Origin of the sequence: Streptomyces sp. 7-21, assembly GCF_016741785.1 — a bacterium.
Classification (GTDB): Bacteria; Actinomycetota; Actinomycetes; order Streptomycetales; family Streptomycetaceae; genus Streptomyces.
In genome coordinates this window covers 398,801-412,074 of sequence record NZ_JAERRL010000002.1, presented here as the reverse complement: position 1 = coordinate 412,074, position 13,274 = coordinate 398,801, and the positions used below count along the sequence as shown (strand labels likewise).

General features: G+C 75.8%; 11 protein-coding genes. 6 read left to right on the top strand and 5 right to left on the bottom strand.

Annotated features, from left to right (window positions below):
* Genes cofD through JK356_RS04010 form a run of 3 tightly spaced genes read left to right on the top strand, consistent with a single transcriptional unit; the run spans position 1 to position 3,254 of the window.
* The gene (cofD, locus tag JK356_RS04020) at positions 1–966 is read left to right on the top strand and encodes a 2-phospho-L-lactate transferase (RefSeq protein WP_201866076.1); all 966 of its coding nucleotides are present in this window, start codon (positions 1–3) and stop codon (positions 964–966) included.
* Positions 963–2,282 carry a coenzyme F420-0:L-glutamate ligase gene (locus JK356_RS04015; protein WP_201866075.1) on the top strand — a complete coding sequence of 440 codons (1,320 nt, stop codon included), beginning with the start codon at positions 963–965 and terminating at the stop codon, positions 2,280–2,282. The genes cofD and JK356_RS04015 overlap by 4 nt, the downstream gene beginning before the upstream one ends.
* Positions 2,283–2,342: 60 nt before the next feature.
* Positions 2,343–3,254 carry a cation diffusion facilitator family transporter gene (locus tag JK356_RS04010; protein WP_201866074.1) on the top strand — a complete coding sequence of 304 codons (912 nt, stop codon included), beginning with the start codon at positions 2,343–2,345 and terminating at the stop codon, positions 3,252–3,254.
* Positions 3,255–3,329: 75 nt separating this feature from the next.
* Here the strand turns inward: JK356_RS04010 and JK356_RS04005 are convergent, their stop codons facing one another.
* From JK356_RS04005 to JK356_RS03995, 3 genes are all read right to left on the bottom strand, one after another.
* The gene (locus JK356_RS04005) at positions 3,330–4,256 is read right to left on the bottom strand and encodes a sulfotransferase domain-containing protein (protein WP_201866073.1); all 927 of its coding nucleotides are present in this window, start codon (positions 4,254–4,256) and stop codon (positions 3,330–3,332) included.
* Positions 4,257–4,342: 86 nt separating this feature from the next.
* On the bottom strand, positions 4,343–4,930 hold the full coding sequence (locus JK356_RS04000; protein WP_201866072.1) for an RNA polymerase sigma factor: 588 nt from the start codon (positions 4,928–4,930) through the stop codon (positions 4,343–4,345).
* 139 nt (positions 4,931–5,069) lie between these two features.
* Entirely contained in the window at positions 5,070–6,575 is a 1,506-nt protein-coding gene (locus tag JK356_RS03995; RefSeq protein WP_201866071.1) for an SDR family oxidoreductase, read from the bottom strand.
* A 245-nt stretch (positions 6,576–6,820) separates the two neighbouring features.
* Here JK356_RS03995 and crtI point away from each other — a divergent pair, with 245 nt between their 5' ends.
* From crtI to JK356_RS03980, 3 genes are read left to right on the top strand one after another with little or no spacing between them, the layout of a single operon-like run.
* A complete protein-coding gene (gene crtI / locus JK356_RS03990; RefSeq protein ID WP_307815385.1) occupies positions 6,821–8,368 on the top strand; it encodes a phytoene desaturase family protein in 1,548 nt (515 codons plus the stop codon).
* Entirely contained in the window at positions 8,365–9,372 is a 1,008-nt protein-coding gene (locus JK356_RS03985; RefSeq protein ID WP_201866069.1) for a phytoene/squalene synthase family protein, read from the top strand. The genes crtI and JK356_RS03985 overlap by 4 nt, the downstream gene beginning before the upstream one ends.
* Positions 9,369–10,358, top strand: a complete 990-nt coding sequence (locus tag JK356_RS03980) for a DUF5914 domain-containing protein (RefSeq protein ID WP_201866068.1) — start codon at positions 9,369–9,371, stop codon at positions 10,356–10,358. Before JK356_RS03985 ends, JK356_RS03980 begins: the two co-directional genes overlap by 4 nt.
* On the opposite strand, the gene JK356_RS03975 is transcribed toward JK356_RS03980, so the two are convergent.
* Both JK356_RS03975 and JK356_RS03970 read right to left on the bottom strand, forming a co-directional pair.
* Positions 10,267–11,913, bottom strand: coding sequence for an FAD-dependent oxidoreductase (locus JK356_RS03975; protein ID WP_201866067.1), 1,647 nt, complete (start codon positions 11,911–11,913; stop codon positions 10,267–10,269). The genes JK356_RS03980 and JK356_RS03975 overlap by 92 nt on opposite strands.
* 1 nt (position 11,914) lies before the next feature.
* Positions 11,915–13,144 (bottom strand): lycopene cyclase family protein, encoded by a 1,230-nt coding sequence (locus JK356_RS03970; RefSeq protein ID WP_201866066.1) that lies wholly within the window; start codon positions 13,142–13,144, stop codon positions 11,915–11,917.
* Positions 13,145–13,274 lie beyond the last annotated feature (130 nt).

The following is a 13,274-nucleotide window of genomic DNA, read 5'->3' as shown; positions in this document are numbered from 1 at the left end:
ATGCGACGCATCGTGGTTCTCTCCGGCGGCATCGGCGGTGCCCGCTTCCTGCGGGGCCTGAAGCGGGCTGTCCCGGACGCGGACGTCACCGTCATCGGCAACACCGGGGACGACCTGCACCTGTTCGGCCTGAAGGTCTGTCCCGACCTCGACACGGTGATGTACACGCTCGGCGGCGGCATCCACGAGGAACAGGGCTGGGGCCGCGCCGACGAGACGTTCACCGTCAAGGAGGAACTCGCCGCGTACGGCGTCGAGCCGCAGTGGTTCGGGCTCGGCGACCGGGACTTCGCGACGCACATCGTCCGCAGCCAGATGATCGCGGCCGGCTACCCGCTCAGCGCCGTCACCGAGGCGCTGTGCCAGCGCTGGCAGCCCGGCGTGCGGCTGCTGCCCATGACCGACGACCGCGTCGAGACGCACGTGCTCATCGACGACGGCGTCGGCGGCCGCAAGGCGGTGCACTTCCAGGAGTACTGGGTGCGCCTGCGCGCCGCTGTCCCCGCGCACGCCGTGGTGCCGGTGGGGGCCGAGCAGGCGTCGCCCGCGCCGGGCGTGCTGGAGGCGATCGCGGCGGCGGACGTCGTGCTGTTCCCGCCGTCCAACCCCGTGGTCAGCGTCGGCACGATCCTGTCGGTGCCCGGCATCCGGGAGGCGATCGCCGGTGCCGGCGTGCCGGTGGTGGGGCTGTCGCCGATCGTGGGGAACGCGCCGGTGCGCGGCATGGCCGACAAGATGCTCGCGGCCGTAGGTGTGGAGGCGACCGCCGCGGCCGTCGCCCGGCACTACGGCTCGGGCCTGCTCGACGGCTGGCTGGTGGACACCGTCGACGCCGACGCCGTGGAGGCGGTCGAGGCGGACGGCATCCGCTGCCGCGCGGTGCCGCTGATGATGACCGACGTCGAGGCCACCGCCGCCATGGCGCGCGAGGCCCTCGCGCTCGCGGAGGAGGTACGGCCCGCATGACGAGCACCGCCGCAGCAGGCTTTCAGGTCTGGGCGCTGCCCGGTATCCCCGAGGTCCGGCCGGGCGACGACCTGGCGAAGCTCATCGCCCAGGCGGCCACCGCGAACGGCCAGCCGGGGCTCGCCGACGGGGACATCGTGCTGGTGACGTCCAAGATCGTCAGCAAGGCGGAGGGACGCATCGTCACCACCTCCGACCGGCAGGCCGTCGTGGATGCCGAGACGGTGCGGGTGGTGGCGCAGCGCGGCGCGGCGCGGATCGTCGAGTCGCGGCACGGCTTCGTGATGGCGGCCGCGGGCGTCGACGCCTCCAACACGCCGCCCGGGACCGTCCTGACGCTGCCTGCCGACCCGGACGCCTCGGCGGCGCGGGTACGGCGCGGGCTGCGTGACCTGCTGTCGGTGGACGTCGGCGTCATCATCACCGACACCTTCGGCCGCCCCTGGCGCGTGGGCCAGACCGACGTGGCGATCGGCGCCGCCGGGGTGACGGTGCTGGAGGACCTGCGCGGCGGGGTGGACACCCACGGCAATCCGCTGGGCGTGACGGTCATGGCGGTGGCCGACGAGCTGGCCGCGGCGGGCGAACTGGTCAAGGGCAAGACGTCCGGGCGGCCCGTCGCGGTGGTGCGAGGGCTGGGGCACCGCGTCGGCGGCACGGCCACCGCGCGCGACCTGGTGCGTGACGCGGCGCACGACATGTTCCGGCTCGGTACCTCCGAGGCGGTGCGCGAGGCCGTCACGATGCGGCGCACCGTGCGGGAGTTCACCGACGAGCCGGTGGACCCGGCCGCCGTGCGCCGGGCGGTCGCCGCGGCCGTGACGGCGCCCGCGCCGCACCACACCACGCCGTGGCGTTTCGTGCTGCTGGAGTCCGCCGGGGCCCGCACCCGGCTGCTCGACGCGATGCGCGAGGCGTGGGTCGCGGATCTGCGGCGCGACGGGCTGTCAGCGGACCGGATCGAGCGGCGCGTGCGCCGGGGCGACGTGCTGCGCAAGGCGCCGTACCTGGTGGTGCCGTGCCTGGTCACCGACGGGGCGCACGACTACCCCGACGCGCGGCGCGCGGGTGCGGAGCGGGAGATGTTCGTCGTCGCGATGGGGGCGGGCGTGCAGAACCTGCTGGTCGCGCTGGCGGGTGAGGGGCTCGGCTCGGCCTGGGTGTCCTCGACGATGTTCTGCCGCGACGTCGTGCGCGCCGAGCTGGGCCTGCCGGATGACTGGGACCCGATGGGCGCCGTGGCCGTGGGCCACGCGGCGAAGCCGCCCGCGCCACGTCCTCCCCGCAGCGCCGAGGCGTTCGTCGCGATCCGCTAGGGTCCCGCCGAGAGGGGCGGGCAGCAGGCTCTCCCCGCGCCGAAGGGACGGGCTTGGGTCATGAGCACGTCAGGCGGAACAAAGGCGATTCTCGCCGCGCTGGGTGCCAACCTGGCCATCGCGGCGTCGAAGTTCACGGCGTTCGTCTTCAGCGGGTCGTCGTCGATGCTCGCGGAGAGCGTGCACTCGGTGGCCGACTCCGGTAACCAGGCGCTGCTCCTGCTGGGAGGCAAGCGGGCACAGCGCAAGGCGAGCGAGCAGCACCCGTTCGGCTACGGGCGCGAACGCTATGTCTACGCCTTTCTGGTGTCGGTCGTGCTGTTCAGCGTGGGCGGCGTCTTCGCGCTGTACGAGGGCTACGAGAAGATCCGTCACCCGCACGAACTCGAGCACTGGTACTGGCCGGTGGGCGTGCTGGTCTTCGCGGTCATCGCCGAGGGCTTCTCGTTCAGAACCGCGGTGAAGGAGTCGAACGAGGTCCGGGGCGGTCAGTCGTGGGTGCAGTTCGTGCGGACGGCGAAGGCGCCGGAGCTGCCGGTGGTGCTGCTGGAGGACCTCGGTGCCCTGGTGGGCCTGGTCCTGGCGCTCGGCGGCGTCGGGCTGGCGCTGGCGACGGGCAACGGCGTGTGGGACGGCATCGGCACGCTGGGCATCGGCGTGCTGCTGGTGGCGATCGCGCTGGTGCTCGCGGCGGAGACGAAGTCGCTGCTGCTGGGCGAGTCGGCGGGCCCCAGGGAGGTAGCGCTGATCCGCGAGGCGCTGGTCGACGGGGAAACGGTGGCCGGGGTCATTCACATGCGGACGCTGCACCTGGGCCCGGAGGAGCTGCTGGTGGCGGCGAAGATCGCGGTGCGGCACGACGACACGGCCGGCGAGGTGGCGCGGGCCATCGACGCGGCGGAGGCCCGGGTGCGCGAGGCGGTGCCGATCGCGCGGGTCATCTACCTGGAGCCGGACATACGGCGTGCGTGAGGCCCGGGGACGGTGCCGTGGTCCCGTGCGCCGCGGTCCCGGCGGGGCTGGGGCTGGGCGCACGGGTGGCCGTGCCTACGCGCTGCGCGCGAGCCAGACCCGCAGATCCTGCGGGAGCGGCGCCATGGCCGCGTGGTACAGGTCGAGGAGTTCGGCGGGAACGGCGTCCTGCCAGCGGCCATTCGTGCCCTTGTGGAAGAACTCGAACGTGCTCAGCGAGGACTTCAGCTGCTCGGGGAAGATCCGGTCCTGGCCGCCTTTCATGGAGCTGAAGGTGCAGGCGTCGACGAGCCGGGGCCAGACGGCCTCGTCCACGGGGATGCCCAGGAAGGCGCTGACCCGGCGCATCTCCTTGTCGAGGTCGTCGAGCATGTCCTGGTAGTGGAGGAAGAGCACGTTCGGCTCGTCCTTGTACTCCCACCAGGAGGCGAGGTGGTGCGTCGGGGAGTTGTACGGCCAGCCGTTCGACTCCCACGGGAACGGGCTGCGGGTGAAGTACTGGCGCCAGTACTCCGCGAGGTCCTCGGTGATGACGGGTTCCTCGGGCGTGTGCACGTCCTCGCCCTCCGGGCGGTGCACGTACTCGTGTGCGGAGCGTTGCAGGCCCAGCGCGTGGTTGTGCGTGGACAGGACGGCGTCGCGGAGGTCGCGGCCCACGATGAGGTACGAGACCTCGGAGTAGAACGGCAGGGCGTCCAGGGGGAGATGGGACTTCATGAAGCGCCGGTGGGTCTGCGCGGCGAGCCCCTGGGTCATCACGTCGAGGGGAACGTAGTTGCACTCCAGCCAGGGGCTGAGCGCCATCAGCGGCTGGGGCAGCTCGGTGTCCTGGAAGACCAGCACCGACACGATGCGCTGCGTCCAGGTCGTCCCCACCTTGGCGGGGGTGCAGACGACGATGTCACCGGGGCGCGGCTCGTACCGCTCCCAGTGGGTGCTGTCCATGAAGAAGGTGCGGTAGGTCCGGTCGGGTAACCGCGTGGGGGTCAGCTGTGTGCTCATGGCTGAAGTGTCGGGCCTGCCGTTCACACGCCGCAATACCGCCGCAACATTCCCGGGGGGACCACCCGTGCGGACGGCAGCCCGTCTCAGCCCGGTGAGGCCGGTGCCAGCCGGCGGCGCAGGCGGTGGAGGCCGCGGCGGGTGTGGCTCTTGATGGTGCCGAGCGGCAGCCCGGTACGGGCGGCGATCTGTGTCTGCGTCAGGTCGCCGAAGAAGGCCAGCAGCAGCACGCTGCGCTGAGCGGCCGGCAGGGCGGCCAGCTCCCGCTGGAGCGCCACCCGGTCGACCACCGCGTCGGCGGGCTCGGCGCGGCAGCCGGTGAGCGGCGGGACCGCGGCCGTGGCGGCGGCGACCAGGTCGGCGCGGCGGGAGCGGGCGGCGCAGGCGTCGGCGATCTTGCGGCGGGCGATGCCCAGCAGCCACGCCGGCAGCGGCCCCCGCTCAGGGCGGTACCCGGTCCGGCCGCGCCAGGCGGCGACGAATACCTGCTGCACCACGTCCTCGGCCTCGCGCGGGTCGGCCAGGGCCCGGCAGGCGAGGGCGTGGACCAGCCCGCCCCAGCGTTCGTAGACCTGGCGCAGGCAGTCCTCCTCGCCCCGGACGAACCCGTCCGCCAGCCGGGCCTCGGCGGGGCTGCCGCCCTGGCGTACCCCGCTGGTGTCCCCGATCGCCATGACGGCTCGATCCCTCCGCTGTACCGGCGCCGGCATGGCCGGATTGCTGTGGCTTATTACGGTTTTCTCACTGTTTCTCCGTGATACTCCCAGTCTGAGGGGATTGGCGCACCCGTGCAACGAGCCGTCGCGCCGCGCGTCACGCGCGCTGCGCTGCGGCTTCCGCCTCCTCCGCCTTCCGGGCGATCGTGCGCGCCATGCCGCCGAAGACGAGGGCGTGGAAGGGCCGCACGCCCCACCAGTACGCCTGTCCGGCGAGGCCGCGCGGCACGAACACGGCACGCTGCCGGTACCGGGTGCGGCCCGGCTCGCCGGTGTCCACCCGCAGCTCCAGCCAGGCGAGGCCCGGCAGCCGCATCTCGGCCCGCAGCCGCAGCAGGCGCCCCGGCTCGGCCGCCTCCACCCGCCAGAAGTCGAGGGTGTCGCCGGCCCGCAGCTCCGCGTGGCTGCGGCCGCGCCGCATGCCTACGCCCCCGGCCAGGGTGTCGAGCCAGCCGCGGGCGGCCCAGGCCAGCGGGACGGAGTACCAGCCGTTCTCCCCGCCGATGGCCTCGATGACCCGCCACAGCCGTTCGGGCGCGGCGCGTACGGTGACCTCGCGGTGGTCCGTGTACAGCGTCCCGCCGGCCCACGCCGGGTCGCCCGGCATCGGATCGCTGGGGGCGCCCGGCGGCGAGGCGGAGGACCAGCGGGTCGCGACGCGCGCCTCGCGCACGCGCGCCAGCGCGCGCCGGACGCTTTCACGGAAGCCGAGAGCCCCGGCGGTGGCCTCGGGCAGCAGCCGGGTGATGTCGTGCTCGCGGCAGACGACCTCGTAGCGCAGCGACTCGACGAGCGGCCGCGCCAGGGCGCCGGGGACGGGGGTGACCAGGCCGATCCACAGGCTGGACAGCTTCGGCGTCAGCACCGGCACGGGCACGATGAGGCGCCGCCGCAGTCCCGCCTCCTCCGCGTACACGCGCATCATGTCGCGGTACGTCAGGACGTCGGGGCCGCCGATGTCGAAGGCGCGGCTGACGCCGGGCGGCAGGCTGGCGCAGGCGGCGAGCAGGCGGACGACGTCACGCACGGCGATGGGCTGGATCCGCGTGCGCACCCAGCGCGGCGTGGTCATCGCGGGCAGCCGTTCCGTCAGGTAGCGCAGGATCTCAAAGGAGGCCGAGCCGGAGCCGATGATGACGGCGGCGCGCAGCACGGCCGTGGGGACCCCCGAGCCGAGCAGCACACGGCCGACCTCGGCACGCGACCGCAGGTGCGGTGAGAGGCGCTCCTCGGGCACGTCCGGGGGCGTGAGCCCGCCCAGGTACACGATCCGGCGCACACCGGCCGCGCGCGCCTGCTCTCCGAAGGTGCGGGCGGCGCGGCGGTCGGTCGCGGCGAAGTCCCGGCCGGTGCCCAGGGAGTGCACGAGGTAGTAGGCCACGTCCACCTCCCGCAGGGCGTCTGCTAGGGAGGCGGGGTCCGTGACGTCGCCGCGCGCCACTTCAACCCGCCCGGCCCAGGGATGGCGTTGCAGTTTGGCCGGGGTGCGGACGAAGCAGCGCACCTCGTGGCCGGCCTCCAGCAGGGCGGGCACGAGTCGGCCGCCGACGTAGCCGGTCGCCCCCGTCACCAGGCAGCGGAGCCCCGCCGTGCCGCCGCTCATGCCGCGCTCCCGGACCGGGCCGCTGCGGCGGCGCCGGGCGGGCGCGGGCCGGACGGGCACGGGGCGACGCGAACGCTCATAGCACCTCTCCCGGACGGGCGCGGAGTCTTCCCCCCGGTCTTCGGCGCGCAGGCCTCCGCCGGATGCGGCGCCGTTGCGGCGATCGGGTCGTGTCCGCATCCGCGCGGGGCCCGGGACCGGAACCACTGCGGGACCACGACATCAGACGACGGGAGGCACCAGGGGTGCGAACGGTGACCGGGCCCACGGACCACGTGGTCGTCGTCGGTGCCGGACTGGCGGGGCTGTCGGCGGCGCTCCACCTGCTGGGCGCCGGGCGGCGCGTGACGATCGTGGAGCGCGACGCGGGGCCGGGCGGACGCGCCGGGCGATGGGTGCGCGGCGGCTACCAGATGGACACCGGGCCGACCGTGCTCACCATGCCCGACCTGATCGACGAGGCGTTCGCCGCCGTCGGCGCACGGCTGCGCGACCACGTCGAGCTGCTCCCGCTGCACCCGGCCTACCGCGCGGAGTTCGCGGACGGCAGCCGCCTGGACGTGCACACGGACGAGGAGGCCATGGCCGCGGAGATCACGCGGCTGGCCGGCGCCCGGGAGGCGGCGGGCTACCGCCGGCTGCGGCGGTGGCTGACGCAGCTGTACGCGGTGCAGAAACGCCGCTTCATCGACGCCAACTTCGATTCCCCGCTCCAGCTGCTGTGCGGCGACCTGGCCCGGCTGGCCGCGATGGGCGGCTTCGGGCGCCTGGGCCCGCGCGTCGGCCGGTTCGTGCGCGACGAGCGGCTGCGGCGGGTGTTCTCGTTCCAGGCGCTGTACGCCGGGGTGCCGCCCGCGCGGGCGCTGGCCGCGTACGCGGTGATCTCCTACATGGACACCGTCGCCGGGGTGTTCGTCCCGCGCGGCGGCGTGCACGCCCTGCCGCGGGCGATGGCTGCGGCGGCCGAGGCGGCGGGCGGGCGGTTCCGCTGGCGCCACGAGGTGGTGCGGCTAGAGCGGCGCGGCGACCGGATCACGGCCGTGCACACCGCGCCGGGTGAGCGGATCGCCTGCGACGCCGTCGTGCTCACCCCGGACCTGCCGGTCGTCTACGCGCTGCTGGGCCGGCGCCCGCGCCGCCCGCTGCGGCCGCGCTACGCGCCGTCCGCCGTCGTGCTGCACGCGGGCGGCGACCGCACGTGGCCGTGGCTGGCACACCACACCCTGTCGTTCGGCGCGGCCTGGGAGCGGGTCTTCGAGGAGCTGACCCGCACCGGGCGGCTGATGTCCGACCCCTCCTTCCTGCTCACCCGCCCCACCGCCAGCGATCCCGGGCTCGCGCCGCCGGGCCGCCACCTGCACTACGTGCTGGCGCCGTGCCCGAACACACTCACCGGCCCGGGCGTGCGGGAGTGGCGGCGGCTGGCGCCCCGGTACCGCGACCGGCTGGTGGACGAGCTGGAGCGCCGGGGCCTGCACGGCTTCGGCGCGTCGATCGAGGAGGAGGCGCTGGTCACGCCCGCCGACTGGGCCGCGCGGGGCCATCCGGCGGGCACACCGTTCTCGCTGGCCCACACCCTCGCGCAGACCGGGCCGTTCCGCCCCCGCAACCTGGTGAACGGCGTGGCCAACGCCGTGCTGGCCGGCTGCGGCACCACTCCGGGCACGGGCGTGCCGCCGGTCCTGGTCTCCGGCAAGCTCGCCGCCGCCCGGGTGACCGGGGTGACGGCCGTGGCGCGCGGCCCGGCCAGGGCGGCGGGCAGGAAGCCGACCGGGGCGGCGGTGACGCCGTGAGCGCCCGGGAACTGGACGCCGCCGGCATCACCGGCCGCCGGCTCCGCGCGGACTACCTGCACTGCCGGCGCCTCAACGCCCGCCACGGCAAGACGTACTTCCTCGCCACCCGGCTGCTGCCGCCGGAGCGGCGGCCCGCGGTGCACGCGCTGTACGGGTTCGCCCGCTGGGCGGACGACATCGTTGATGGGGTAGTCGATGGGACAGACGGGGTTAACGGGGCTGCCGGGGCCGGCGAGCGTGACGCGCGGCAGCGCGCGCAGGCTCTCGACGCGCTCGACCACGCGCTCACCGAGGGCCTGCGCACCGGGGCGAGCGAGGAGCCGGTCGTCCGCGCGCTGCTCCACACCGTGGCGGCCTACCGCATCGACCCGGGCTACCTGCGGGACTTCATGGCGGCGATGCGCAGCGACCTGATCGTCACCAGCTATCCCACCTACGCCGCGCTGCGGGAGTACACCCACGGTTCGGCGGCCGTCATCGGGCTCCAGCTGCTGCCCGTCCTGGGCACCGTGGTGCCCAGGGAGGAGGCGGCCGGCTACGCGGCCGAGCTGGGCGTCGCCTTCCAGCTGACGAACTTCCTGCGGGACGTCGGGGAGGACCTCGACAGAGGGCGCGTCTACCTCCCGGAGGACCTGCTGGCGGCGCACGGCGTCGACCGCGCGCTGCTGCGGGCATGCCGCGCGCGCGGCACCACGGACCGGCGCGTCATCGCCGCCCTGCGGGAGGCCGAGGAGCTGACCCGGCGGTCGTACCGGCGGGCCGTTCCCGGCATCGCGATGCTCGACCCGCGCTCCCGCCCCTGCGTGCAGACGGCGTTCATCCTCTACAGCGGCATCCTCGACGCGGTGGCGGCCACGGGCTACGCCTGCCTGCACCGGCGCGCCGTGGTCGCCCGCCGCCGGCGCGCCGCCGTGGGCCTGGCCGGGCTCGCGGCCGCCGCAGCGGCGCGGGCCCGGGCCGGCTGGCCGTCCGCTCCCGTGCTCGCCGGGAGCCGGGCATGAGGCGGCGCATGGCGCTGCGGCTGCGGCGCGGCCCCGCGTGGGCGGAGCAGGACCCGACCTGGCGCGACGCCAGCCCTGCGCTGATCGCCTCGGCGCTGAAACGGGCGCGGGCGCGGCCGTCCGGGAACTGGTTTGTGCTGGGCGCCTCGCGGGACATCACCGCGCGCGGGCGGCCGCTGGGGCGCACCGTCGCCGGGATCGAGGTCGTCGTGTGGCGGGATGCGGCGGGGCGGCTGCGGGCGGGGCCCGGCGCCTGCCCGCATCTGGGGGCGCCGCTGCGGGACAGCCCGGTGCACTGCGGCCGGCTGGTGTGCCACTGGCACGGACTGGCCCTGGACGGCGAGCCGTTCGCGGGCTGGGAGCCGTTCCCGGCCTACGACGACGGGGTGCTGGCGTGGGTCAGGCTCGACCGCGCCGGCGGCGAGGAGCCGACGCCGCACCCGGCGGTGCCGCGCCGCCCGCCCCCGTCCCGGTCGCTGACCACGGTGTACACGGGCGTCGGCCGGTGCGAGCCCGAGGACATCGTCGCCAACCGGCTCGACCCGTGGCACGGCGCGTGGTTCCACCCGTACGCCTTCGCGGACCTGACCGTCACGCAGGTGCCGCAGGGCGGTGACGCGGCCCAGGACGCGCTGGTGGTCGACGTCTCCTTCCGGGTCACCCGGCGCGTGGTGGCGCCGGTCCGGGCGGTGTTCACCGCGCCGGGGCCGCGCACGGTGGTCATGCGGATCGCCGAGGGCGAGGGCGCGTCCTCCGTGGTGGAGACGCACGCCACGCCGCTCCACGGCGCCGGGGCCGCGCCGCGCACGGCCGTCGTCGAGGCGGTGGTGGCGGCCTCCGGCCGTCCCGGGTTCGCCCTGGCGCGGGCGGCGGCGCCGCTGTTCCGGCCGTTGCTCAGGTCAGCGGCGGCACGGCTGTGGCGCGACGATCTGGCGTACGCGGAGCGGCGGTACGCGTTGCGCGCGCGGGGCGCGTTTCCCGGCTGAGCGCGGGCTCGCTGCCCAGCCGCGCCAGCGCGCGCAGAATTGCCGAGCGCCCGCCGTTCGGCACGAACCACAGCGGGTGGCCGCGCACGCCCCAGCGTGCCAGCAGCGCGTTGGCGGCCAGGAAGCCCGTGGTCGCGGCGCGTTCCATGAGCGCGACGGGGAAACCGGTGCGCACCAGGTCCCCGGCGACCACCACCGCGGGGTCGGGGGTGCGCACGGCAGGCCGCCCGGCGAAGCCGCCCACCGCGAACAGCGGGCAGTCGTCGCGCCACAGGTGGCGCTCGTCGCGGACGCGGGCGCGCCCGGTCTCCGGCCAGGCGCGCCGCAGCTGGGCGAGAAGAGCGTCGCGCACGGCGCGCGGAGCGGCGCCCGGGCCGACCGCGTAGGCGTGCAGCTCCACGACCGAGCCGCCCTGGCGGCTGGCCCACGCGGCCGCCTCGTCCTCGTACCGGTCCAGGACGCTGATGTTGTCCAGGCCGCCGAAGCCGCTGGTGCCGCAGAACGCGGGGCGGTGCGGCGCGACCGGCGCGTCCAGCCAGAGCCGGGAGACCACGAACGGCGGCGCGGTCCGCAGCGCCGCCACGCGCGCCCGCCACGCGGCGTCGCACAGCGCCGGTGAGGCGGCGACGAGGTCACGCAGCCCGGCCGTGTCCAGCGCGAGCACCACTGCGTCGTAACGCTGCGGCGGCCGGCCGCCCGCCGCCACCGACACGCCGCCGCCGGGCTTCGCGGAGGTGACGGAGGTGACGGCCTCCCCCAGCCGCAGCCGCACGCCGCGGGCGGTCAGCCGGCGGGCGAGCGGGTGCCACAGCGCCTGCGGGAAGGGCCGGTTGACCACGTCGAACAGCAGCCCTTCGCGGGAGCCCAGGAAGTAGATGTGGAACATCAGCACCATCTCGGCGGCCGACAGCTGCCGCGGATCGGCGAAGAAGCTGCGCGAGAACACCTCGAAGGCCAGCGCCCTGGCCGCCGGAGGGAACCCGATGGCGTCCAGGAAGTCCTGGGCGCTGACGTGGTCCAGCCGCCGGTAGACATCCGGCGTCCGCACGCCCAGCAGCGGCAGCGCGGCGCGGGCGCGCAGTCCGGCCAGGCCGCGCGCGTCGAACGAGGGGCTGCGCGCCGCGAACGCCAGGGCGTTCCACGGCGGGGTCAGCGGCAGGCCGCGGAAGGTCTCGCGGGCGCCGCCGGCGTGCAGCAGCGGGTAGTCCGGCAGCGGCGTCAGCATGCCCAGCTCCGGGTCGATCCGCCGCAGCAGGGCGCGCAGGTTGTAGTACTGGCGGAAGAACGCGTGGAAGCCCCGCGTCATGGTGGCCGGGGAGCCGTCGCCGAGCACGGTGTGCCAGCCCGCCAGGCGCCCGCCCAGCTCCGGCTCGCGCTCGTACAGCGTGACGGCGACGGACCGTTCGGCCAGCGCGGTGGCCGCCGTGAGGCCGGCGATGCCGCCGCCGATGACGGCGACGCGGGGGCGCGCGCCGCCGAACCCCGGGCGCCCGGGCGGCGGCGGAAGGCAGCGGGCGCGGCGGTCGAGGGACCCGGCGGGGCGCGCGGCGGCCATCTCAGGCCGCCCCGGTCCGGGCGGCGGGGCCGGGCACGGCGCCGGGCAGGGCGGCACGGCGCGGCAGCCACGGCAGTTCGGCGGCGGACCGCAGCATCGGCCGGGCCGGCACGCACCGGCCGACGGCCAGGTCCTCCCACAGCCGGGTGCCGCCGTCGAGAAAGCGCAGCAGCCGTTCGGCAGGCACCCGTGCGAAGAGCCGGGAGAAGAACGCGGGCCCGTCCAGCCGCCCGGTGGCCAGGGCGCGCAGCATCACGGCGTCCAGGGCGCGGGCGCGGCGCCCGTACGCGGGCGGCGGCGCGGGCGTGCGCCCGTCCCGGAACGCCGCCGCGACCGCCCGGCTCTGCCGCTGCACGGCCGCGAACGTGTAGCCCGTGGCCGCCCGTGTGGCGCCGCCCCGCGTGCCGATGGAGAAGACCGAGCGGCCGGCACGGGGGCGGTACCGGCCGTCGGTCATGGGGATCAGGCCCTGCTCGGCACCGGTGACGCGGTACGGGCCGAGCCGCAGCACCGCCTCGGCGTAGTGGCGCAGCGCGGCCTCGTACGCGTCCCGGTCCAGCGGCGCGGGGGAGAACTCGGTGTACTCGACGAGGGCCTCGTGCGCGCTGGTGGGCAGCACGTAGCCGAAGGACAGGCCGCCGGCGGGCTGCGGGGTGCGGAAATCCATCAGGTCCGCCACGTGCGGGTCGAAGACGGGGTCACGGGTGCGGACGAACCAGCCGCGGAAGTGCTGCGCCAGCGCGGTGCGCGCGGGCGGCGGGGCGGCGAGCGGGCGGGAGTCGTAGACCCAGCGGGCCCGCAGTGTGAAGCAGTCGCCACCGGGCAGCAGGCCGCGTACCTCGGCCCCGTCCGCCAGGTCCCGCACCCCGGTCACCGTGGCTTGCAGGCGCCGGAAGCAGGGGGAGCCGCCGAGGCGGCCCAGCACGGCGGCGGCGAAGTCGGCCGAGCGGATCATCTTGTAGCGCAGCGGTTCCGGGCGGACGGTGGTGGCCGCGCCGCCGGGTGCGCGCACGCGCAGTTGCCGCCAGCAGGCACGGACCGCCGCGTCGTGCGGGCCGCCCGGCCCTTCCCAGAAGCACCACGTGCGCTCCGGCGGGCGCAGCGGGCCGGGCGGGGCGTCCACCAGGACGACGTCGGGCGGGCGGGTCCCGGCGGCCGGGGAGTGGAGCCAGTGGGCGAGCGACAGCCCGGCGGCGCCCGCTCCCACGATCACGACGTCGGCTGCCCGCACCGGTGTCTCTCCTCGTCCGCGGCCGCTGCTTCCGTTCCTCCTTTCCGGCCGGAGGGCGACCGCGGATGCACCCCGGGGCTGGTCACGCGCCGGCGCGACAGGATCCCGCCCCGGCGTGCGATGCGGTGTG

What these genes read in the sequence shown, in the direction of transcription:
- cofD (WP_201866076.1), top strand. Translation starts at nt 1, where the DNA reads ATGCGACGCATCGTGGTTCTCTCCGGCGGCATCGGCGGTGCCCGCTTC.
- JK356_RS04015 (WP_201866075.1), top strand. Translation starts at nt 963, where the DNA reads ATGACGAGCACCGCCGCAGCAGGCTTTCAGGTCTGGGCGCTGCCCGGT.
- JK356_RS04010 (WP_201866074.1), top strand. Translation starts at nt 2,343, where the DNA reads ATGAGCACGTCAGGCGGAACAAAGGCGATTCTCGCCGCGCTGGGTGCC.
- JK356_RS04005 (WP_201866073.1), bottom strand. Translation starts at nt 4,256, where the DNA reads ATGAGCACACAGCTGACCCCCACGCGGTTACCCGACCGGACCTACCGC.
- JK356_RS04000 (WP_201866072.1), bottom strand. Translation starts at nt 4,930, where the DNA reads ATGGCGATCGGGGACACCAGCGGGGTACGCCAGGGCGGCAGCCCCGCC.
- JK356_RS03995 (WP_201866071.1), bottom strand. Translation starts at nt 6,575, where the DNA reads ATGAGCGGCGGCACGGCGGGGCTCCGCTGCCTGGTGACGGGGGCGACC.
- JK356_RS03980 (WP_201866068.1), top strand. Translation starts at nt 9,369, where the DNA reads ATGAGGCGGCGCATGGCGCTGCGGCTGCGGCGCGGCCCCGCGTGGGCG.
- JK356_RS03975 (WP_201866067.1), bottom strand. Translation starts at nt 11,913, where the DNA reads ATGGCCGCCGCGCGCCCCGCCGGGTCCCTCGACCGCCGCGCCCGCTGC.